Source organism: Treponema sp. UBA6852 (genome assembly GCA_002449305.1).
Lineage (GTDB): Bacteria > Spirochaetota > Spirochaetia > Treponematales > Treponemataceae > Treponema_D.
Window position 1 is genome coordinate 14,618 of record DKDI01000045.1, and the last position, 22,985, is coordinate 37,602.

The 22,985-nt window shown below is 39.7% G+C and carries 15 protein-coding genes and 1 pseudogene; 13 read left to right on the plus strand and 3 right to left on the minus strand.

Annotated features, from left to right (window positions below):
* The first annotated feature begins 40 nt into the window (after positions 1-40).
* The 8 genes from B3209_RS10095 (at position 41) to B3209_RS10130 (ending at position 12,304) form a co-directional block, all read left to right on the plus strand.
* Entirely contained in the window at positions 41-712 is a 672-nt protein-coding gene (locus tag B3209_RS10095) for a JAB domain-containing protein (RefSeq protein ID WP_295796198.1), read from the plus strand.
* A gap of 39 nt (positions 713-751) precedes the next feature.
* Positions 752-1,993 carry a S1C family serine protease gene (locus B3209_RS10100; protein WP_296662564.1) on the plus strand — a complete coding sequence of 414 codons (1,242 nt, stop codon included), beginning with the start codon at positions 752-754 and terminating at the stop codon, positions 1,991-1,993.
* Between the two features lie 302 nt (positions 1,994-2,295).
* Positions 2,296-4,293, plus strand: coding sequence for an excinuclease ABC subunit UvrB (gene uvrB, locus B3209_RS10105; protein ID WP_296662552.1), 1,998 nt, complete (start codon positions 2,296-2,298; stop codon positions 4,291-4,293).
* Between the two features lie 22 nt (positions 4,294-4,315).
* Entirely contained in the window at positions 4,316-6,637 is a 2,322-nt protein-coding gene (locus tag B3209_RS10110) for an S-layer homology domain-containing protein (RefSeq protein WP_296662554.1), read from the plus strand.
* Positions 6,638-6,706: 69 nt separating this feature from the next.
* Positions 6,707-8,692 (plus strand): hypothetical protein, encoded by a 1,986-nt coding sequence (locus tag B3209_RS10115; protein WP_296662556.1) that lies wholly within the window; start codon positions 6,707-6,709, stop codon positions 8,690-8,692.
* 58 nt (positions 8,693-8,750) lie between these two features.
* Positions 8,751-10,853 carry an S-layer homology domain-containing protein gene (locus B3209_RS10120; protein ID WP_296662558.1) on the plus strand — a complete coding sequence of 701 codons (2,103 nt, stop codon included), beginning with the start codon at positions 8,751-8,753 and terminating at the stop codon, positions 10,851-10,853.
* A 91-nt stretch (positions 10,854-10,944) separates the two neighbouring features.
* Positions 10,945-11,175, plus strand: coding sequence for a 50S ribosomal protein L28 (rpmB, locus tag B3209_RS10125; protein ID WP_273354877.1), 231 nt, complete (start codon positions 10,945-10,947; stop codon positions 11,173-11,175).
* Between the two features lie 160 nt (positions 11,176-11,335).
* A complete protein-coding gene (locus tag B3209_RS10130; RefSeq protein ID WP_296662560.1) occupies positions 11,336-12,304 on the plus strand; it encodes a hypothetical protein in 969 nt (322 codons plus the stop codon).
* Between the two features lie 219 nt (positions 12,305-12,523).
* Here the strand turns inward: B3209_RS10130 and B3209_RS10135 are convergent, their stop codons facing one another.
* Positions 12,524-13,420, minus strand: coding sequence for an MBL fold metallo-hydrolase (locus B3209_RS10135; RefSeq protein ID WP_296665138.1), 897 nt, complete (start codon positions 13,418-13,420; stop codon positions 12,524-12,526).
* 155 nt (positions 13,421-13,575) lie between these two features.
* Positions 13,576-14,394, minus strand: coding sequence for a sigma-70 family RNA polymerase sigma factor (locus tag B3209_RS10140; protein ID WP_296665140.1), 819 nt, complete (start codon positions 14,392-14,394; stop codon positions 13,576-13,578).
* A 507-nt stretch (positions 14,395-14,901) separates the two neighbouring features.
* On the opposite strand from B3209_RS10140, the gene asnS reads away from it, so the two are divergent.
* From asnS to B3209_RS10165, 5 genes and pseudogenes are all read left to right on the plus strand, one after another.
* Positions 14,902-16,362: an asparagine--tRNA ligase gene (gene asnS / locus B3209_RS10145; RefSeq protein ID WP_296665142.1), complete on the plus strand. Its 1,461-nt coding sequence runs from the start codon at positions 14,902-14,904 to the stop codon at positions 16,360-16,362.
* A 207-nt stretch (positions 16,363-16,569) separates the two neighbouring features.
* The gene (locus B3209_RS10150) at positions 16,570-17,469 is read left to right on the plus strand and encodes a hypothetical protein (protein WP_296665144.1); all 900 of its coding nucleotides are present in this window, start codon (positions 16,570-16,572) and stop codon (positions 17,467-17,469) included.
* The gene (locus tag B3209_RS10155; protein WP_296665146.1) at positions 17,466-18,755 is read left to right on the plus strand and encodes a YhjD/YihY/BrkB family envelope integrity protein; all 1,290 of its coding nucleotides are present in this window, start codon (positions 17,466-17,468) and stop codon (positions 18,753-18,755) included. The genes B3209_RS10150 and B3209_RS10155 overlap by 4 nt, the downstream gene beginning before the upstream one ends.
* A 50-nt stretch (positions 18,756-18,805) precedes the next feature.
* The gene (guaA, locus tag B3209_RS10160) at positions 18,806-20,683 is read left to right on the plus strand and encodes a glutamine-hydrolyzing GMP synthase (protein WP_296665148.1); all 1,878 of its coding nucleotides are present in this window, start codon (positions 18,806-18,808) and stop codon (positions 20,681-20,683) included.
* Between the two features lie 284 nt (positions 20,684-20,967).
* Positions 20,968-22,521: pseudogene (locus tag B3209_RS10165) on the plus strand (putative bifunctional diguanylate cyclase/phosphodiesterase).
* 5 nt (positions 22,522-22,526) lie between these two features.
* On the opposite strand, the gene B3209_RS10170 reads toward B3209_RS10165, so the two are convergent.
* Entirely contained in the window at positions 22,527-22,967 is a 441-nt protein-coding gene (locus B3209_RS10170; RefSeq protein WP_295795954.1) for a Holliday junction resolvase-like protein, read from the minus strand.
* Positions 22,968-22,985: the final 18 nt, after the last annotated feature.

Sequence of the window (22,985 nt, forward strand, 5' to 3'; positions counted from 1 at the left end):
ATTCTGCATAAAATATTTTTTTTAGCTAATTATATATTGTATGCAGAATTATATTTTAGATTATTCCAAATCCGGCAAACAGCCAAACATAAGAGAACTCACGCTTTTAAATGGAATTTCCTATCCTGATGACGAAGAGCTTATAATGCTCATTTTGGGAAAAGGCACAAAAAACAATCCAATTGAAAGCCTTGCTGAAAAAGTTACAAAGACAATAAATTCCAGCAACGAAGAAGAACTTATTCCAAATCTAAAAAAAATAGACGGAATGGGAGAAAGCCGCGCGCTCATAATTGCCGCCGCACTGGAACTTGGAAGAAGAAGACGCGGAATTTTGCGTTCAGCCATAAATACGCCAAAAGACGTGATTCCATTTTTGCAGCACTACACGCTCATGCCGACCGAGCATTTTATTACAGTTACAGTAAACGGAGCAAAGGAAATTTTAAGCACAAGAGTTGTTTCAGTTGGAACAATAAACAAGGCTCTTATTCATCCGCGGGAAGTTTTTGCAAATGCAGTTTCTGAATACGCATCTGGAATTATCTGCTGCCACAATCATCCGTGCGGACAATGCTATCCTAGCAACGCAGATATTGATTCCACAAAGATTCTTCAGAAAGCGGCGAAAATTTTGGGCATTGCATTTATGGATCACATAATAATAACAAAAGAAGACTATTTTAGCTTTTTGGAGCACGGAATGCTATGAAAGTTGAATTTTGCAATGAAAGTTATTATATTTTTCAACATGAAACTCTACTCAAAAAAACAGCTTGTAACTTATTCAATTTCAACAGGAATTCTTGCAGCAGCCGCAGTTTCCGTATTCTTTATTTTTTTCAAAAATGATTCTTCAAAAAAATCCGGCAACGAAATTTCAGCAATAGAAAAAACTCAGTCAGAATCAAAGGAAGAAATTCAGCAGACATTTGAAGCGCTTTCTGTTGCAACGGAAAACGCTTCATACACACAGGACGAATTTCAAAATATTTCAGTGTACGAAAAATGCAACGAGGCAGTTGTAAACATCACTACAAAAGTAATGGGCTACAACTGGTTTTACGAGCCGATAGTAACGGAAAGCGGTTCAGGTTCTGGCTCAATTATCGATAAACGTGGATACGTTGTAACAAATGTCCATGTAATAGAAAAAGCTTCTGTAATCAATATTTCGCTTGCGGACGGAACAACTTACGAAGGAACTGTTGTAGGTCAGGACATAGAAAGCGACATTGCTGTTTTAAAATTCGAGCCGGCAAAAGGTGCTGACTTAAAAACAATTTCGTTCGGAAATTCTGAAAGCCTTAAAGTCGGACAAAAAGTCATTGCAATCGGAAATCCGTTTGCACTTGAACGCACAATGACAACCGGAATTATTTCAGGGCTTGGTCGTCCAATCCAAAAAAGCGCAAACGTAATAATCCGAAACATGATTCAAACTGATGCCGCAATCAATCCGGGAAATTCAGGCGGACCTCTTTTAGATAGCCAGGGACGCATGATTGGAATAAACACAATGATTTACTCTTCCAGCGGTTCTTCTGCCGGAGTCGGATTTGCAATTCCAGCAAGCACAGCCCGGCGAGTTGTAAGCGACCTTTTAAAATACGGAAAAGTCAACCGCGGGACAATGAAACTTTCACTCGTCCAAAATACAGCTAGAATTGCAAATTTCGCAGGATATGAAATTTCTTCCGGCATGATTGTAAGCAGCGTAAAAAAAGGAAGCAAGGCGGATCAAGCGGGAATCAGAGGCGGAACACAGGCAGTACAGTATGGAACTTTTAATCCGCAGACAATTTATCTTGGCGGCGACATCATAACAGAAATCAACGGAATAAAAATTTCAAAGCTTGCGGACTACTACAGCGCAATTGAAGACAAAGTTCCGGGAGACATTGTAACCGTAACAGTTTACCGCAACAAAAAATTTGAAAAGCTAAAAGTAGAACTTGAATCATCTACAAATTCACCTAATGCAAGCATATAAAAATAAGCTTTAGTTTTTCATCATGGCAAGTGAATTGTAAAACTGAATAAAAAATACCGGAACGGAAGCGAAAAAGCATAATTGGCGTAATTTGCTGTTTTTTTTGCCGTATGGCATAAAAGGAAATAACAAAGAGTTTCGAGTAGAAAATCTTTGTTATTTCTTCCAACAAAAAAAAATTGCAACCCTAGCCAATTATGATTTTCCGCTGAAAGTGCAGGTATTTTTTATTGTTCTTCTATAGTATATTCTGCCACACATAAACAATAGATTTTTTTTTATACTTTATCTAAAATAAACACATGAGAAAATTTCATGTTGTTTCTCCATTTGAGCCTTCTGGAGATCAGCCAAACGCAATAAAAAAACTTTCAGAAGGATTTTTCCGCGGAGATAAATATCAGACTTTAAAAGGCGTTACAGGAAGCGGAAAAACTTTCACAATGGCAAAAATAATTGAAGCAGTTCAGCGTCCAACTTTAATTATCAGCCACAACAAAACTCTTTCCGCCCAGCTTTACAGAGAATTCAAAACATTTTTTCCAGACAATGCCGTAGAATATTTTGTAAGCTACTACGATTATTACCAGCCGGAAGCCTATGTTCCTGCGCGCGATTTATATATAGAAAAAGACGCTTCCATAAACAAAGAAATCGACAAGCTTCGTCTCGCCGCAACTTACGCATTGATGGAACGCCGCGATGTAATTATCGTTGCAACCGTCAGCTGCATTTACGGACTTGGAATGCCAGACCTTTACAAGGAAATGCGGATTCATGTTGAAAAAGGAAATGAGCTTGACACGCACGAAATCGCATCAAAGCTTATTTCAATTCAGTATGAACGAAACGATATGATTCTTGAGCGCGGAAAATTCAGAATCAAAGGCGACACAATTGAAGTTTTTCCGCCTTACATGGAAACAGACGAGGCTTACAAAATTGAACTCGACTTTGACCAGATTTCACGCATAAAAAGATTCAACGCAATTTCTGGAGAAACAATAGAGGAACTTGATGAGCTTCAGCTTTACCCTGCCAAGCACTTTGTTGTTCCGCGTGATCAGATGGCAAACGTTACAGAAAAAATTCAGGCTGAACTTGATTTACGGCTTGAAGAGCTTCGTTCCGCCGGAAAAATTCTTGAAGCCGAGCGTTTAAAAACACGTACAACTTACGACCTTGAAATGATGAAAGAAATGGGCTATTGCTCTGGAATCGAAAATTATTCAGGGCCGATTTCCGGACGCAAAAGAGGAGATCCGCCAGCAACTTTGCTTCATTATTTTCCTGATGATTTTCTTTGCATGATTGACGAGGCTCACGTTTCTGTTCCGCAGATTGGGGCAATGTATGAAGGAGATCGAGCGCGCAAACAAAATTTAATTGACTTTGGATTCAGACTTCCAAGCGCACTGGACAACCGCCCTCTTAAAATCGATGAGTTCACAAAAAAAATGAACCAAGTGATTTTTGTGACTGCAACTCCACGCCCGGAAGAAATCAAAAAGTCAACACAGGTCGTAGAGCAGCTTATCCGCCCAACAGGACTTCTTGATCCAAAAATTGAAGTGCGTCCAAGCGAAGGACAAATGCAGGACATCTTTAAAGAAGTCAGCGAACGTATAAAAAAAGGCGAACGTTCATTGATTCTTACTCTTACAAAAAAAATGGCGGAAGATTTGACAGATTATCTTTCCGAGCTGAATTTAAAAGTCAAATACATTCATTCTGAAATTGACACATTTGAACGCGTTGAAATTTTAAAAAGTCTGCGCACAGGAGAAACCGATGTTTTAATTGGCATCAACCTTTTGCGCGAAGGAATCGACTTGCCGGAAGTTTCGCTGATTGCAATTCTTGACGCAGATAAAATCGGATTTTTAAGAAGCACAACTTCGCTGATTCAGATTATAGGACGAGCCGCGCGAAATGCTGACGGAACAGTTTTAATGTATGCGGACAGAATGAGCGATGCAATGAAAGAAGCCATTGACGAAACCAAACGCCGACGTTCAATTCAGGAAGCTTACAACAAAGAACACGGAATTGTTCCAAAGACAATAAAAAAAGCAGTTGAAGATATTCTTGAGCATCAGAAAGAAGACGCAGAACAAGAGGCAAACATAAAACTTGAAGCGTTAAAAAAGAGCGCGAATCTTTTTGTTGCCAGCCAAAGGAAAAAACTTCTTGACTTGATGAAAAAAGAAATGTCAGAAGCAGCCGACCGCCTCGACTATGAGCAGGCAGCCGTTTTACGTGATCAGATTATAGAAATAGAAAAAACTTACGGAAAATAAACAGTTCTTTTTTGGGGGACTTATGAAAGCAAAAAAATTTTTTTTAGCGTATTTTGTTGCATTAGTTTTATTTTTGCCAAATTCTTTTTCACAGGCAAAACAAACGCAATCAAAAAACGGCAGGGCAATTTCTTTTGTTCCAAAGTTTGAGCTTAAAATAAATGAAAAAGGAATGCCGGGCGCAGTTTCGGGGAAAAGCGCATTGTGCGAAATCAACTCGGTTGTCTACGAACCGAAAGGTCCGCTTGAGCAAGACACGTTTTTTTATGCAACTGTAACTTACAAAGCGACTGGCGAAAATTATTTTACAGAGCAGACAAAAACTTCTCCTTTAAACAAGACAGAGGCGAAAATCATAAAAGGCGGCAAAAAAACTCTCGTTGTAAAATACACAAGAACGAAGACTCAAAAAGATGAAGAATCTAAGGCAGAAAAAAGAAACATAAAACAGGAAAGAGAAATTGAAAAAGCAAAAACGCTCGCAAGCGGCGATTCAGCGCAAGAGCAATGGAAAGGCGCGCCTGCAATCTTAAGGCAGACTCCGTTTGAATTTGAAGGCGGAAACGGCACTGTTGAAAATCCGTTCTTAATAAAAACTCCAGAGCAGCTAAACTCAATCAGATTCGGGCTTGATTTTCATTACAAGCTAATTTCGGACATCAACCTTTCAAAATGGGGCAACTGGATTCCAATCGGCGGAACTCCGTCTTACGGAGGCTCGCACGGCGGACAAACTTATCAGAAAGCGGATGAAGGCGGCGGAAGGTTCACAGGCTCGCTCGACGGAAACGGACACGTAATCTCAGGAATGACTATAATCGACCATAGAGACGACATCTTTATGGGAACAAATGAAGCAGAACGTTCCTATGCGCTTTTCGCAGAAATGATAGCCCCGAAAGATTTCAGGCAAAAACAAAACGGCTTTATAAAAAATCTCGGAATCGTAAACTACACAATCGATGTGAGCTACACAAATCTAAAATACAAATGCACGCTCAATGCGGCGGCGCTTTCAACATCGGCGGCAAGCAGAACTTTTGAAAACTGCTATTCTTCAGGCGGAAAAATCAAAATCCGCACAAGCCGGGAAGATGAAGAGGAAACTTTTGTGACAATTTACGCAGGAGGACTTGTCTCTTCTGCAATCCACACAAAAATCATAAACTGCTACAACACATCTCCAGCCATAATCACAACAAGCGACACAGACTATATAAACACACAAATCGGAAGCAAGCGGATGGTTGTGGCAGGCGGAATAACAGCGCAGACAGCGTACAGCGACTTTATCGGCTGCATGAACTCAGGCGAAATTTCAGTTCCTTACGCAAACTGGGGACTCGCCTCTCTTTCGGCTGGAATCGTGGCAAGAGTTACAATCGACGACGCGCCGGAAAACATTTACAGCGCGCCGCCGTCAGGAGCAACAAATATAACAAGCTGCTACAACATCGGAACAATCCGCGGAACTTACGTTGGCGGAATCATGGGCTACACAGGAACAGACTGCTACATAAGCGACTGCTACAATGCGGGAAATCTTGAAATCGACGAGCTGAATCCGAACAAAGAGCCTTCCCTGATAATAAAAGCCGACATCGAGCTTCCAATCTGCAAGATTTTTAACTACGGCAAAAAATACGTTCACGACAACGGAATAAAAGCTGTTTCAGGCGAAATGTGGACAGATTCTCCAACGCTCGGAAGAAAAATCCTAAAGGCAATTCCAGAAGACAAACTTGGAATCAAACCAAGCGTGCCTGAAGCTCCAGTTCAAGTCGGAGAATTTTCAGACGTGATGTCAAACGACATTTTCGCGCATTCCGTTCCCTGGGCAGTTGAAAAAGGAATCGCAAAGCCTTCGTCAAAAACAAAATTCTCCCCGAACGAGACTTGCACACGCGGACAAGTTCTCACTTACATTTACCGCTGGAACGGCTCGCCAAAATCCTCAATAAAAAATCCGTTCAAAGACGTAAAGCCAAGCGACAGTTTTTACAACGCTGCTCTCTGGGCTTACGAAAAAGGGCTTTTCAAAGGAAGCACGCTCAACGGAAACTCTCCTTGCACACGGGGAGACGCAATCGAATTCTTATGGAAATACACGAATTCCTATCCGATGAATCCGGCGGACAATTTTACCGACGTTCCGCGCACGTCAAAATATCATTCTGCCGTCTCCTGGGCTTACTGGATGAGAATTGCGACAGGAATCACACCGACAATGTTCGAGCCGGATTCAGCCTGCACAAAAGCGCAAATCGTAACGTTCATTTACAATCTTGAGCACTCGCACTTTATGGACTGGCTAAAAATGGCTTTGGAACAATCAGAACAATAAAAATGGAAAAAACGGTCACTTAGCCAATCAGAAAAGGCAAAAACGAAAAAATTAAATATGGAGAATAAAATGAAAAAAACAGCTTTCAGGATTTTTATCTTAACAGGCGCGATGATATTTACTTTGCAGAATTCTTTTGCGCAAAAGCGAAGCCCAGCTTATGTCTGGCCAGAAAACACAACAGGAGATTATCCTTACTACACTCAGGCGCAGGCGGATTTTTTGTGTTCCGACATAAACCAGACAACGCTTGTAATCACAGATGAAAAAATCAAAAAAACAGGAATAAATCCTGACAACAAAGAAAAAATAAGCCGTTATCTTAATGAAACAACAACTCCAGAAGAGCGCGCAAGAATAAAAACAATAATTCTCGATGTTGCAAATCCTGATGTAGAACCATTATTCGCATACGACTATAAAATGAACTGGGCGCATGTTTATCCGCGAAATTTAAAAAATCTGTGGCTTAGTCCAAAAGTCGATGTAAGAAAATTTCTCAAAGAAGTTATAGATGTAAAAATAAAATCAATGTTCGCATCAACAAACGCGCCTATGAATTCCTGGGACTGCACGCTTTTCGTTCCTGAAAATCAGCTTCCAAAAGGAATGAGAGGAATTTTTGAAAATCCTGATGACCCGCTTTCAAGATATCTTCTTCTTAGGTTCAAGACAAAAACTTATTCAGGAGATGTTTTTTCAGCCGTAAAACTTGGAGACAAGGCGACAAAACTGCATTGCAATAATCACGTTTATGATGAAAGGCTTGCCACAATTGATAAACTTTACAAAAAATCAACCTGCAAAAACATCAACAAATATTATTATTCCTGCGAATTCTGCGGAAAATGCGAATACAATCCGAATCATACATTTTCATACGAATTTTCTGAAGACAAGCCAGAACCAATTGAAGACGGAAGATTCTACGGACATCATTTTATCGACCACAAAATCACAAAAGAAAATTTCATCGGAATAAATTCAAGAGGAGAACGCGTCTATTGGAAATCCTGCTCACAATGCGGAAACAACGTAAAAGACTGCAACAGTTCTCCGAAAATTTTTAACAGGGCAACATTTGACTTTGCTCTTGGAACAGGCATGGACGGAACTTACGAGCAATACATGGAAATTATTACAAAGCAATGGAACACAGTTTATAAAGATGAAGCGCTGGAAAACGCTTCGCTTGAATTTGACGGGCCGAATTCCTTTGCAGTTCTTGATAAAGTTGCAAAGGCAAAAGTCAGCGGCAAGGCAGAAAACGACGTGAACTGGGCTTTTCAAAACGGCTTGGTTGTCGAAAAACTTTTTGGAAACGACTACACGGCAAAAATCACAAAGCTGCAGTGCGCATCTCTCGCGGTTAATCTCGCAGAAAAACTGACTGGAAAAGAAATCACGCCAGTTTCAAAGCTTGCTTTTCCAGACACAGAAAATATTTACGCAAGAAAAGCCGCAGCAGCTGGAATTGCAAAACCATCAGGAGCTTTTAATCCAAACGCAATTTTGAGCCGTCAGCAAATGGCGACATATTTTTACCGCGCGCTTCAATACGTAAAAAAGAATTCCCGCATCAAGTACACGCCCTACACTCCAAAGCTCGAAAAATATAGCGACAACGCGCAAATTGCAAAATGGGCAAGAGAAGCGATGGGCTTTATGGACACTCTCGGCTTGATTGAAAAACCTTCTAAAAAAACAATTTCGCCGGAAGCTCCTTGCACAATTGAAAACGCAATTGCTACAGCGAGCAAAAGTTTTTATGCGGATAAAATCGGATGGTATCAGGCACGAACAGTTGTGGAAGCAGACGCAAGATTCTATTCTTCAAACAGAACTGCCCAGCATTTTTTAGACAGTGCTCTTTCAGGCAATGACTGGGGCGGCTGGCTTAGATACGTTTACACGGGCGGAACACGCATCTGGGTTACAGGTCCAAGAGTCGGAAGCTCCAGAGATTACGCAAGGCATTATCCGACAAAAAATCCGTACAACGGCGAGACAATATATGTGATTGCAGAAGATTTCTTGCCGATAAAAGCGGATTAAAACTTTTGCTAAAAATGACTTTGGAATAATTAGGTTGAAAAATATTATGGAGGAAAAAATGAAAAAATCAATTTTCAAGACCGTTATCTTAATCAGCGCGCTTGTGCTTGCAGCAGCTCCAGTTTTCTCACAAGCGAAAAGAACACAAAGCAAGCAGACGCAACAGCAAAGACAACCGCAAACGCAGATAAAGAGAACTCCGTCCACAGCGCAGAAAAAGACGACATCAACACAATCGTACTGGGATGGCGCGCCGGCAGTTTTAAAGGAAACTCCGTTCAAATTTGAAGGCGGAACTGGCACGCTCAAAGATCCATATTTAATCAAAACAGCAGAGCAGCTCAACTCCGTCAGATTCGGACTTTCAAAGCACTACAAGCTGATTGCCGACATCGACCTTTCAAAATGGGGAAACTGGATTCCACTCGGAGGAACTCCAGCCTATGGCGGCTCTTGGATAAAAAAATATCCTCAAGCAGCAGATGCAGGATGCGGAGAATTCACAGGTTCTTTTGACGGAAACGGCCATGTAATTTCTGGAATGACGATAATCGACCACAATGACGACATCTTTATGGGAGAAGCCGAGGCAACACGCGCATACGCTCTTTTCGGAGCAATATTTCCAGAAAACAATTCATTCATTAGAAATCTCGGCGTTGTGAACTACACAATCGACATCAGCCACACAAAAATGAAATACAATTGCGACCTTCGGGTGGCGGCGATTTCAAACTATGCGGCAGGCTTAATCGTAGAAAACTGCTACACTTCCGGCGGAAAAATCAAAGTGCATACAGGACGTGCAGGCAACCAAACCAGCAGAGTATATGTAATGGCAGGTGGAATGTTCACAGAAATTGAAGACTCAAGAATCACAAACTGCTACAACTCATCTCCAATCATCATAACAACAAGTGACACAGACTACATGAACTATAATTACACAACCACAACAAGGCAGCTTGGAGAGCTTCGTTCTGCACGGGCTGGAGGAATTGCAATGCAGATGATGTACACACACATCACAGGCTGCATGAACGCAGGCGAAGTTACAGTTCCTTACGCAAACTTTGGATACGGAAATTCACTTGCAGGAGGGATTGTGGGAAAAGTTGTATGCCTTGGCCAGCAACTCATTCACGGCTTGTCTCCAGAAGTGGCAAGCACCATAACAAGCTGCTACAATATCGGAAAAATTACAGGAACTTATGCCACAGGAATTTTGGGATTCACAAGCACCGACTGCTACATAAGCGACTGCTACAATGTGGGCGAACTTATTCTTGACGAAGACAATCCGCAAAAAGACTATATTCCAACATTCAAAGATGACATAATAGTTCAAGAGTGCAATATCCTTGAATACGGAAAAAAATACGTTCACGACAACGGAATAAAAGTTGTTCATGGCAGCAGATGGATAGATTCTCCAACGCTCGGAAGAAAAATCCTTAAAGCAATTCCAGAAGACAAGCTCGGAATCAAGCCAAGCAAACCGGAAGAAGCAACACAAATCGCAGGATTTACAGATGTGAAGTCTAGCGATGATTTTGCGCGCTCTGTTCCTTGGGCAGTTGAAAAAGGAATCGCAAAGCCTTCATCAAAAACAACATTCTCGCCGAACGCCCCTTGCACAAGAGGACAAGTTGTTACGTACATTTACCGCTGGCAAGGTTCTCCAAAAGTTTCAGGCAAAAATCCATTCAAAGATGTAAAGCCAAGCGACACTTTCTATAACGCGGCACTTTGGGCTTACAAAAACGGATTTTTAGACGGAAACACATTCAACGGAAAATCTCCTTGCACAAGAGGAGACGCTCTTGAAATCTTGTGGAAATGTTCAGGCTCAATGGAGATGATTGCGATTGACAACTTTACTGATGTTCCGCGCTCGTCAAAATATCAGCAGCCGGTTTCCTGGGCATACTACGGCGCAATTGCAAAACCAATCACAAAAACAACGTTCGAGCCAGAAAGCGTCTGCACAAAAGGCCAGATTGTAACGTTCATTTATCAAGTTGAGCACACAGGATTAAAGGACTGGATGGATACGACACAGAAAAATGCGAATTCGAATTCAAGTCAAATCGATAATATACTTGAAAGCACACTCAAAGAAATGGGCTTGGAAAATCTTCTAAACGGAAATCAGTTCTAGCTGCAGGATTCAATATAATCATTGACACAAGTATGTTTTTTCTATATCATATTTGCACTGTTAGGAACAAATTTTTAGGTAGGTACGAGATATGTCAAGATCATGTGATGTCTGCGGAAAACATTCAATGCACGGTAACAGAGTAAGCAAATCATACAATCATACACGCCGTCAGTGGAAGCCAAATCTTTTGAAGATTAAGACAGAAATCGACGGAACAACAAGAACAATCAAAGTTTGCACTCAGTGTCTCCGCTCTGGATTCATTACAAAGAAAATCAATGTAACTCCTGCAAACGCAGGCGCAAACAAAGCTGAATAGTTTTAACCTAAAAAGCTAGAACTTGAAGAAGGCTGCCAAAATCTGGCAGTCTTTTTTTATTTAAATTTTATACAAACTTTAAAAGCAAATATTTTCTAATTTTACAGCCGAACCTCTTGACAAAACTCGGGGGGGGGTAAAATGACCTTGAGGTATTTATATGAAAATTAGAAACTTTATTTTTGGAATCGCATTGATTTCTGCGCTTTGCTTTACAAGCTGCTCTGACGGCTCAAGCAGTTCAGATTCAGATGACACAAGTTCAAGAGTTCTTGACCTTAGAATCAAGAAAAACGGCGTTGTGTACAATTCAAGCCGCTCAATTGAAAACGCAGCTGAAATAACACAAACAGATCACGTAAAAGCCACAGCAGTTTCAGGCGGAATCCAGTTTGAAATTACTCTTCCAGAATATACAACTTACCTTGAAATCACAAGGCTTGAAGACATCGAAGGCATGGAAGATTTTTGGACAACAAGATGTGAACCTGAACCGCAGAATATCTATAGCTATGCTGGAAAAAAATACACATTCGTTTATCCGCTTTGCGAGCCGGGCGAAAAATACAAGTTCAACATTGGAATGGAAACTACCGAAAACAGCATAACAAAAGCTCTTCCCGCAGAAATTATCATAATCACTGCCACAGACGGAATTGGTGACATAGACTATTCAAATTTAACAAGCCGCCACATAGACTTATCTTATGATGGAACAAAGCCAACTGTTAAAGTTTCAAATGTTATTCCACCGGAAGGAGACAATGTGGAAACAAGAATCAACTACCATGCAAAAAACTCCAGCACAGAAACCGACTGGAACAATGATGCAATTTGGTTTGGAAATTACTTTGGAAAAAAATCAGACACAGTATCTTCAACTAAACTTTATAACGCAAAAGACTACACTGATCCAGACGCTCCTGTTTATTATGAAGAAAATGAAGAAGCAACAAAAGAGTGTCAAGAACTTCTTGCAACAGGTTTTAGCCATTTCCTTGGAAGCACAAAAAAATCTTATCTTTTTGTGCAGTACGCATACACTTTTGAAGTTAATGAAATGGAAAATGCAGAACATTACGTCTGGAGAACCGCAATCTTAGAGTCAGACGCCATAAAAGTAAAGTAAACTTCCACTCCCTGACTGACTTTGCAAAACAAAATCAGCCAGGGAATTTTTTTTAGGTAGCCCAAATGTCGAGCTTTATAATTTAATGTCATTATCGGGCTTGACCCGATAATCTATTGAAAATTTCCAACAGATTCCCGTGTCGTAGCACGGGAATGACACTTAAATTACTGTTCTTATCAAAACTCGAATTTCAGGCTATGTAAAAAAAATGCAAGGTTAACACACAAGCTCAAGTCCGTCGTAGGCAGGTCCTATATAAAATCCGTTTTCTGCGTTTTTTTTCAGCAGAGGAAACTTCCACAAAATGCTTTTTACATAATCTTCTATTTGAACGTGGCTCATGTTATGCGTTATGTGAGTCAGATAAACGTTTCGCGGATTCATTTTTTGCGCCGCTTCAAGTGCCTGTTCAAACGAAAAATGCGTCGAATGAGGTTCCAGCCGCAATCCGTCGATTACAATATGCTCAAGAATTCCTGATGCTTCTTTTACAAGTTCAATTGAATTTTCCGGCACAAAACTGCAATCAGTAAGATAGGCGATGCTGTGTTTTTTTCCGTCCTTCCCTTCCTCGCTGAACAAAAGTCCCATGTCATCTAAATGCCCGTGCTTGAGCATTACAGGTAGAATTTCAATTCCGTTTATAAAAAGAGGATTTTTTTCGCTGACATTTTCCGCGCTCATAATTTGAATTTTTGGTTTTCCGCCGCCTTCTTTCATCGGAGTAAAAATGTAGTCGAATCTGTGCCGAATGTCATGCTCCGCGTAAGTTGTTGTGTAAATTTTTAGACCTTCGCCTTCAGTTTCCTTGTTGTCAGGATGCGCCGGATCAAGAGCCTTTGTGTGACTAAAAACGCGCAAGTCGTCAATTCCATGAAGATGATCCGCATGGCTGTGAGTTATAAAAACCGCGTCAACTTTGGTAATTTTATATTTCAACGCCTGAATTCTAAATTCCGGCCCGACATCCACAAGAATATTTGCAGGACTTTCAAGAAACGCGCTGCATCTTAACCGGTTGTCCCTCAAATCGCTTGAACGGCACACATTGCAGCCGCATCCAATCACAGGAATTCCGTGGCTTGTTCCGGTGCCAGTAAGAATCATTTTCATAAGCATATCATACTTCTTTGAATAAATTTTTGAAATAGCCGCATAAAGTAAAAAAAACAGAGGCTCCGGCGCTGAATAAAATTCACAACCGAAGCCTCTCAATCTGCGCAAGAGAAATTGACAGTAAAAGGAGACTAAGAACTGACTAAAATGCCCTAAACAGCAAAAACACTCTCCATTGCAGATTTAAGATGTTTTTTGGCGCGGAGTTCAGCCTGGCGCACTGCCTCTTGGCTCAATCCTACAATCCTACCGACTTCACGCAAACTTTTTGAATGCAAGTCATAGTCAAAATTGTAACGATGCCGCAAAACACTCTTTTCTATTCCTGTTAAAGAATCCATAAAAAAATTAACGCAGCTTTTGGAATCCTCTCTAACCGCAAGCTCTTCTGGAGAAAACCCAGTGTCCGGGATAATCTCGCCTAACGAAACTGATTTTCCTTCATCAGCAACTTCAGTATCAAGAGACGCAACTGTATAAGAAGTGTCAAGAACATCTTTTAGGCGTTCTTCTGAAATCCCTGCAAAAAGCGCAAGTTCCTTAACAGAGGCTTCTCTTCCGTTCTGCTGAAAGAAAATATTCTGAAATTTCTGGATGCGGCGCAAAAGAGTTTCCCTGTGCACCGGAATCAAAATTGGAGAACTATTGGCACTGATGAATCTCATAATGTGCTGCACAATCCATCTGTAGGCATAAGTTGAAAATCTTGTTCCAAACGCTGGATCAAATCTTTGGGCAGCAGTCATAAGTCCAAGGTTTCCTTCTTGAATCAAATCCATAATGCTAAATGCGCCTTTTTTGAATTTTCCTGCAACGCTCACAACAAGCCTAAGATTTGAATTAACAAGCAGATTGAATGCTTCTTTGTCTCCAGACTTGATTCGTTTTGCAAGCGCAATTTCTTCTTCGGCGGAAAGCAGAGGATATTTCTTCAATGAATTCAGATATCCATGGGCAACATCAATTTCCATAACAAAACTCCATAACTTTTTTAATCTCATAATACACTGGCATACATTGTGCCAAGTAAAGAAAAGTATAGATAAAAACCGACATTTTTCTTGAAACTAATGCGTATTTTCTTGCAATTCAAGGAAATAAAATCTTAAAAAAAATTTCAATTCAAAAGAATAAAATTCAAAGAAAAAACAAAATTACAAAAAAGTAGACAGATGAGCAAAAAATTATCTGTATAAATTTATATACAGTGTAAAATTGTAGACAGAAATATATGTCATCTTCGAACTTGATTCGAAGAACTTTTATAAATTTACATGAGGTGGAAATGTCAAGTAATAAGAAATCAAATTCCTATTAAAACAAACAAAATGTTCCTATTGCAACGGGAATGCTTATTTTGTTCAAACAGGAACAGCCTTCCTATTAGAACAGGAATCACGTTCCGCTTAGAACAGGAAGCGGTTTCAGCTTAAAACATTAATTGACCATATAAAATCAATTCATTAAACTGTAAAATTATGACACCTATTCTTATAAAAGATTTGCTTTCTACAAAACCGGAAAGTCAAAAAGTTACAGTTTGCGGCTGGATTCGTTCTGTACGCGACTCAAAAAATCTTGTTTTCATTCAGGTAAATGACGGTAGCTGTTTCGCTAATATTCAGCTTACTTTTGACAGAAATTCGCCTTCTCCAAATGCAAATGTAAATAATATAGAAGAAGAATTAAAAAAACTGAACACAGGTGCATCTATACGTGCAGAGGGAATTTTAATTGCTTCCCCTGCAAGCGGTCAGGCTGTGGAAGTTACTCTTGAATCGCTGAAAATGCTGGGCGCGTGCAATCCAGAAGAATATCCTCTGCAGAAAAACAGAATGTCTATGGAATATCTTCGCACAAACGCACATCTTCGTGCCAGAACAAATACTTTTGGCGCAGTTTACAGAGTGAGAAACCAAATGGCTTTTGCCGTTCATTCGTTTTTTCAGGAACGCGGATTCCAATACATCAACGCCCCGGAAATCACTTGCTCTGACTGTGAAGGCGCAGGCGAAATGTTTCAGGTTACAACGCTTTCAATGGAAAAAATCGTTGAGCTTGGCGTAAAAGCAGGAGCTGGCGGAATGAAAATTGAGGACGCCCACAAAATTGTTGACTATTCAAAAGACTTTTTCGGCAAAAAAGCATCTCTCACTGTTTCCGGTCAACTTGAAGCGGAAACGATGGCAACCGCATTAAGCCGCGTCTACACTTTTGGACCTACTTTCCGTGCAGAAAATTCAAACACTCCGCGCCACTTGGCTGAATTCTGGATGATTGAGCCGGAAATGGCGTTCTTTGACCTTGATGACGACATGGACATTCAGGAAGATTTCGTAAAATATCTTTTAAATTGGGCTTTAACAAAATGCCGTTCAGACTTGGAATTCTTTGACAAACGAATTCAACCTGGACTTATTGAAAGCCTTGAAAAAGTCGCAAAGGCAAAATTCGTTCGCATTTCCTACACAGACGCAATTGCAAAACTTGAAGAAGCTGAAAAGAACGGAGCAAAATTTGAATTCAAGCCGTACTGGGGCTGCGATATTGCAACTGAGCACGAGCGTTATCTTACAGAAAAGATTTTTGGTTGCCCGGTAATGGTTTTTAACTATCCAAAAGAAATAAAATCCTTCTATATGAAACAGAATGATGACGGAAAAACTGTAAAAGCAGTAGATGTTCTTGTTCCTGGAATCGGTGAATTAATCGGCGGCTCTGAGCGCGAAGAAAATTACGAAAAACTTTTAAAAGCGTGCGAGGAACGCAAGATGGATATGTCAAACTATCAGTGGTATCTTGATTTGCGTAGATTCGGCACAGTTCCTCATTCCGGATTCGGACTGGGATTTGAGCGACTTATCCGTTACGTTACAGGAATGGAAAATATCCGCGACGTAATTCCTTATCCACGAGCACCAAAACTCGCTGATTTCTAAAAAAATTTAGGGGATGTCTAATAATTTCTAAATAATTGCAATATATGCATTTAGATTTTCGGGTCAAGCCTGAAAATGACAAAAAAGATACTTTTGAGACATCCCCACAATAAAGCCATACTGCGCATTCTGTTCAGTATGGCAAATTTGTTTTCTAATTTGCAAAATTCAGCAAGCAGGCTTATAATATCAGCTAGGAAAGAATCAATGGCAGAACAGACAGACTTTGATATGTACGGCAGAAAAATATTCTTCTTAAATCCTGCTTATGCAATAAAAAAAGACATAATAAGCAGCCTGAGGAAAAAAGAATACGAAGTCTACATTATCGAAAACTACCGCGATGCAAAAAATCTTCTGCGGAAAAATCCCGGCTCTGTTCTGTTTATAAATATTGACGCGCAACTTTCAATAGGCGCCTGGTTCAATTTTCTGCGAAGTTTCGACAAAGAAGAAAGCCTCAAGACAATTCAGGCGACAGTCATTTCCGAAAAAATAAAGCAAAACGAAATTGAGCTGTTCTCAAAATTTTCGGATTCAGAAAACAGCGTAATTGATTTTTCAGATGGAATAGAAAAAGTTTCCGAGCACATACAGAATATTCTTGCCAAAACAAACGCAAAAGGAAGACGGCAGTATATCCGGGCAAATTTAATGCACGACAAGGACGCGTCTTTATTTTGGAACCACGGAAGCAAAATGCACCAGCTCAAACTTTTTGATTTAAGTTCTGTGGGAATGGCTGTAAAAATTCCTGCCGGGCTTGAAAGCCTTATAATTGCAAAAAACTACATACTTCAAGATGTAACGCTCAGGCTGGGAACAAAGCAGGTTGTAACAGAAGCAGTTGTTTTCGCAGTAAAAAAAACGGAGCAAGGAACAATCTGGGTTCTTCTCCTCGCGCCGCAAACACCTACTGCTGTAAAGGACGAAATCCGTCAGTATGTTTTTAAAACAATTGAAGACAAGATGATAGTTTCAATAAACGAAGAACGCAAAGACGACACTGACTATGCGCAGCTGGACTACTACAACTTTGCGGCAAAGACAAAAACAAAATCCAAGCCTTCAACTTTTTCAAGCCAGCCCGGACATAACTTTTCATGACTTTAGGCAAAAAACAGCTAAAAAAAATTTCACTATTCAGCATTGTGCAGTCGCTTTATTTAAGTTCAAGCTTGTTTTTTTCAAATGACTTGATTTCTTCAGCTTCTGCCTGCGCATTTGGATTTTTGCTTTCAGTTGTTCCAATCAGCATGATTATTTGCGTTGTGCTTCTTAGAGTTCTGCACGCTTCCCCGGAAACTGTTTCTGCACTTATTTCTTCAAGTCCGTTTTCAAGCCAGATTATAAGCATAGAAGATTCGCTTCCGAAATCGCTTAAGCTTGTTACAAATTTTGAAGTTGTAATTATTGCGGCTGTTGTGTGGATGTCAAGAAGATTTTTCAGTTCTGTGATTGTTGGGCTGAAAAGAATTTTTGGAAAAGATGCAAAATCGCGTCCTGTAAAAAATATGTTTCTTGTTTTTACTGGAGAAGCTCTTTTTGTAATTTTATTTTCACTGATAATTTTCATAACAATCAGCTTAAAGACAATCGTGCTCGTTCCAAGGTTCTACGGAATTCTTGAGCCTCTGAATCACATTGCCGATTTGATTTCCAAGACAGCCGCTGGTTTTGTTCCGTTTATAATTTTATTTGCCGCAACTGCATTCACATATAAATTCGGAAGCAGAACAAATCCGTCCTGGGGAATAAGCATTTTGTCTTCAGCAGGAACTTGCGCTTCGTTCTGGATTCTTACAAAAGTCTTTCACCTGTTTGTGAACATAAACCGTTACAACATGGTCTACGGAGTTTTAAGCAACATTATTGTAATTCTCATGGGCGTGTTTTTTTTCTTTATAATTTTTTTCTTTTTTGCGCAGTGGCTTTATGTCTATCAGTTTTTTGAAACGTTGCTTTTGTGCGAGCTTTATCTTCTTCCTGAAAAACAAGACGGAAAATTCTTTTCAAACATAAAGCGGTTTCTTTTTATAAATCCGTATTTTCTTCTTAAGAAAAATTCCCACGCATTAAATTTTGACGACGGAAATTTTGTATACAGAAAAAATTCAAAAAGCGAATTCTGTTTTTACATTGCAAGCGGAAGCATTTTGCTTATCCACAAAAATGAAGGGCAGGTTTTAAATCAAGGCGCGTTTTTTGGCGAGGGAGAATGTCTTTTAAAGAAGCACCGGCAGGAAGACGCAGTTTCAATTGGAAAATCAAAAGTCATAAAAATCCCTTATTCCGTATTCCAAAAGCTCATAGAAAAAAATCCAAAAATCGGAGTAAAGGCTCTTTCTCAAATAAGAAAATACTCCAAGAGAACTTTTTCAGTCCAAGAATAAAATTCCTTTTAACTTGGCTAAAACATGGATATGAGATATAATTGTATTTCATGGAACGTTTAAAAATTGTTGTTTTAGATTTTGGAAGCCAGTATGCCCACCTTATTGCAAAAAGATTCCGCATGATGGGTTATTATTCAGAAATCGCCTTGCCTTCCGCCGGGCTTGAAACATTCAAAAATGCAAAAGGAATTGTGCTTAGCGGAGGTCCGTCCAGTATCTATGATAAAAATGCTCCTGAATTCAATTCTGAAATTCTTAAGCTTGATATTCCAATCCTTGGTCTTTGCTACGGACATTATGTAGTTCAAACCGGCTACAATGGAAAAGCTCAAAAAGCTTTAGTTGGAGAATTCGGATTTGCAACTTTAGAACTTAATCAAAATATAAAATGCCCGCTGTTTGAAGAAATTGAAAGTCCTCAGCAAGTTTGGATGAGCCATCAGGATGCTGTTGTAAAGCCAGGAGACGACTTTGAAACTGTCGGTTCAACAAAAGACTGCGAATTCGCCGCGCTTCAGAATCTTGAAAAAAAACGTTTCAGTCTTCAGTTCCACTGCGAAGTAAAGGACACACCTTGCGGAAATAAAATTCTTGAAAACTTTGCGAAGTTCTGCGGAATGGAAAAAAACTGGGATCAGGACACAGTTCTAAATCACATAATCGATTCCATAAAAAATCAGGCAAATGGCAAAAATGTTCTTCTCTTTTTAAGCGGCGGAGTTGATTCCACTGTTGCGTTCGCGCTTTTAAACAAGGCGTTGGGGCAGGAAAGAGTTTTGGGACTTCACATTGACAATGGCTTTATGCGCAAGAATGAAAGCAAGAAAGTTGAAGAGGCATACAAAAGCCATGGATTTTCAAATTTCATTGTTGAAGACGCAAGCAAAAGTTTTTTAAAGGCTGTAGAAAATCTTACCGACCCGCAGAAAAAACGAATGGCTATTGGCGAAAATTTTATTACAGTGCGCAATGAAGTTGTGGCAAAGCAAAAGCTTGATGAAGACAAATGGCTTTTGGCGCAGGGAACTTTGTATCCGGACATCATTGAAAGCGGCGGAACAAAAAATTCAAATGTTATAAAAACTCATCATAACCGCGTAGACGGAATACAAAAGCTAATTGAAAAAGGCTTGATTATTGAGCCTTTAAAAGATTTATATAAAGATGAAGTTCGCGCAATTGGAAAAAAACTCGGGCTTGAAGACGAGCTTGTAATGCGCCATCCTTTCCCCGGACCTGGACTGAGCATCAATGTGCTTTGTTCCAACGGAACAATGGCGGACAATGACAAAGAAGAATTTAAAAAAGCGCAGGAAGAATTTTCAAAGGTTCAGCTTGAAATGTTCTGCGCAAAATGTTCTGCAAGTCTTGAAAAATATATTCTGCCTGTAAAATCCGTAGGCGTTCAGGGAGACTTCCGCACTTACAGATTTCCGTCTGTAATCAGCTTTGCAAAAACGGAAAATGGCTTTTATCATCTTCCAAAAAAATGGGAAAAACTTGAAGCAGCCTCAAGTCAGATTACAAACAGCGCGTCATTTATAAACAGAACGATAATCCGCTTGTGGCAAAATCCTTTTGTAAAAGACGAAGACTTAAAGCTTCAGGAAGGTTACTGCACAAAAAACAAATTGGATCAGACACGTGATGCTGACGACATAGTTCTTACCGCTCTTCATAAAAGCGGCTGGTACAATAAAATTTTCCAGCATCTTACAATCAATTTGCCTTACGCTTCGTCAAAGGAAAGATGCAGTTTTGTGTTGCGCCCGCTTTGCTCAGAAGATGTAATGACGGCAAGATTCGCGCAGCTTCCGCAGGATCTTCTTATGGAGATTGTGCAGGAAATTTCAAAGCTGTCTTATGTTGATGCAATATTTTTTGATCTCACAAACAAGCCGCCTGCAACATTCGGCTGGGAATAAACTTTCAATGCTGTTAAAGACTTACAAAAGTTTTTTTCAACACTTTCAATTAAAAAATGTAAAGGAATTTTATGCTTGAACTTTCTGAATATAAAACTATCTTGGACACAATTCCGGCTGCGGTTATTATTGCAGCTCCAGTAAAGCAGGACGAAAAAATAACGGACTTCTCAATTGTCTACGTGAATGAATGTTTCAGAAGCCTTACAAAAAATTTTATAAAGGAAGACGTTCTGTTTTCAAGTTTCAAAGAAAAAATCAGCCAAGACATAAGCTGGTTTGATATGGCGGTTGAAACTATAAAAACAAAAAAGACAATTGAAGAAACTTTTTACTCGCATAATTTTTCTATATGGATTCAGCTTGTTGCAAAATGTGTTCCGGGCGATTACGTTGCGGTTTCGCTGACAAATGTTTCTCAGGCAAAAGAATACGAGTCAGCACTGAGCGAGCAGAACAAAAAACTTGAAGAAGTAACAAATCAGCTAAAATCAAGCAGACTGAATTTGGATTCTCAGCTAAAGAATATTCAGCAGCTGAATGAACAGCTTTTATTTGCGGCATATCACGATTCCCTTACCGACCTTTACAACCGCGCATGGCTTTCTACAATGATGAAAGTTCAGATAAAAGAAGCAACTGAAAAAGATGAAAAGTTTGGAATTCTTTTGTTCGACATTGACAACATGAAAGACATCAATGACTCAAGAGGACATAATGCAGGCGATGAGCTTTTAAAGCAAGTTGCAACAATTCTCAAGCTCATGGAGTCAAAAACGGTTACCGCAACAAGATTCGGCGGAGATGAATTTGTGCTTTTGTACAAAAATATAAAAGACCGCGATGAAGCTATAGAAATTTCAAAGAAAGCCCTTCGTTTTTTAAATGCGGAAGGAATTGGAATTTCAGGCGGAATTGCAATCTTCCCGGACGACTCAAAAAAATCCGAAGACCTTTTAAAGTTCGCTGACATGGCAAAAATAGAAGCAAAGAAAAACGGTAAAAATAATGTCGCCTGCTTCCATTCGCTCATGCAGGAAAAATTCCTAAGCAAGCTAAATATAGAAACAAAAATGTCAAAGGCAATGGCAAGCAGAAATTTTCAACTTTATTATCAGCCGCAGTTTGACGCAAAGACAAAAGAACTTCGTGGATTTGAAGCGCTTCTTAGATGGTACGACAGCGACTTAGGCTGGATAAGTCCTGAACAGTTCATTCCGCTTGCTGAAGAAACTCATCTTGTTCTTCCGCTTGGAGACTGGGTTATGACAACCGCTCTTGCAACAATCAAAGAATGAGAAATGAAATTCAGCTTCAACGGAATAATGTCTGTGAATGTTTCTCCAGTTCAGTTTGTTCAAGAAGATTTTATTGAAAAGCTGTTTAAGAAAATTGAAAAATCAGGAATAGACAAAAAGCATCTTGAAATTAAAATTACAGAAGGCGTTCTTATTGACAACGTGGAAGACACAATATCCAAACTGAACAAAATAAGAGAGCAAGGCGTGGGACTTTCGCTCGATGACTTTGGAACAGGATATTCTTCATTAAGATACTTACAGCTTCTGCCTCTTACAACTTTAAAAATTGACAAGTCGTTTGTTTCGAATATTGCGGCAAAAGACGGATTTGAAGCGAACCTTACAGAAAGCATTATTTCTCTTGTTTCAAAAATGGGATTGAACACAATTGCTGAAGGTGTTGAAAATGAAGAGCAGTTGAAAATGATTCAGAAATTCAACTGCCGCACAATCCAAGGATTCCTGCTTGGAAAACCAATGCCAAAAGAGCAATGCGAAAAACTTCTTGTAGAAAACTTGAGCAAAATCAACAGCTAGAAGTTTTAAACCTTGCCACTTCCGCCGGGAATTCTATATTCAAGATATTTCACTCTGCCCTGTTCTATTGCCAGCTTGATTTGTTTTTCCCGCGGACTTAGCTTGCTCTGCCCTGACTTTACTTCTATAAAATAAATTTCTTCTATATCATTGCCTTCTGCGCTTCCAGGAAAAGCAACAAAATCAATAGGCTTTCCAACAAAACGCACATCGCCTGGATTGCACGGAAAACCTGGCAAAAACGGCGCAATCTGCTCACTGAACTGTCCGCCCAAAACTGAACGGCTTCTGTTCACGGCATCTTTTCTTTGCTTCTTAAATTCTGAAACCGTTTTTAACTTTTGCACAATCCGTCCCAAAACAAAGCCAATTAGCATCATGCAAATCATTGAAATGCAAAAAATAAATTTTCCGTTTAAAAGTTCATGCACTGTTGAAATTTCCATGATTCAATTTTATCATAT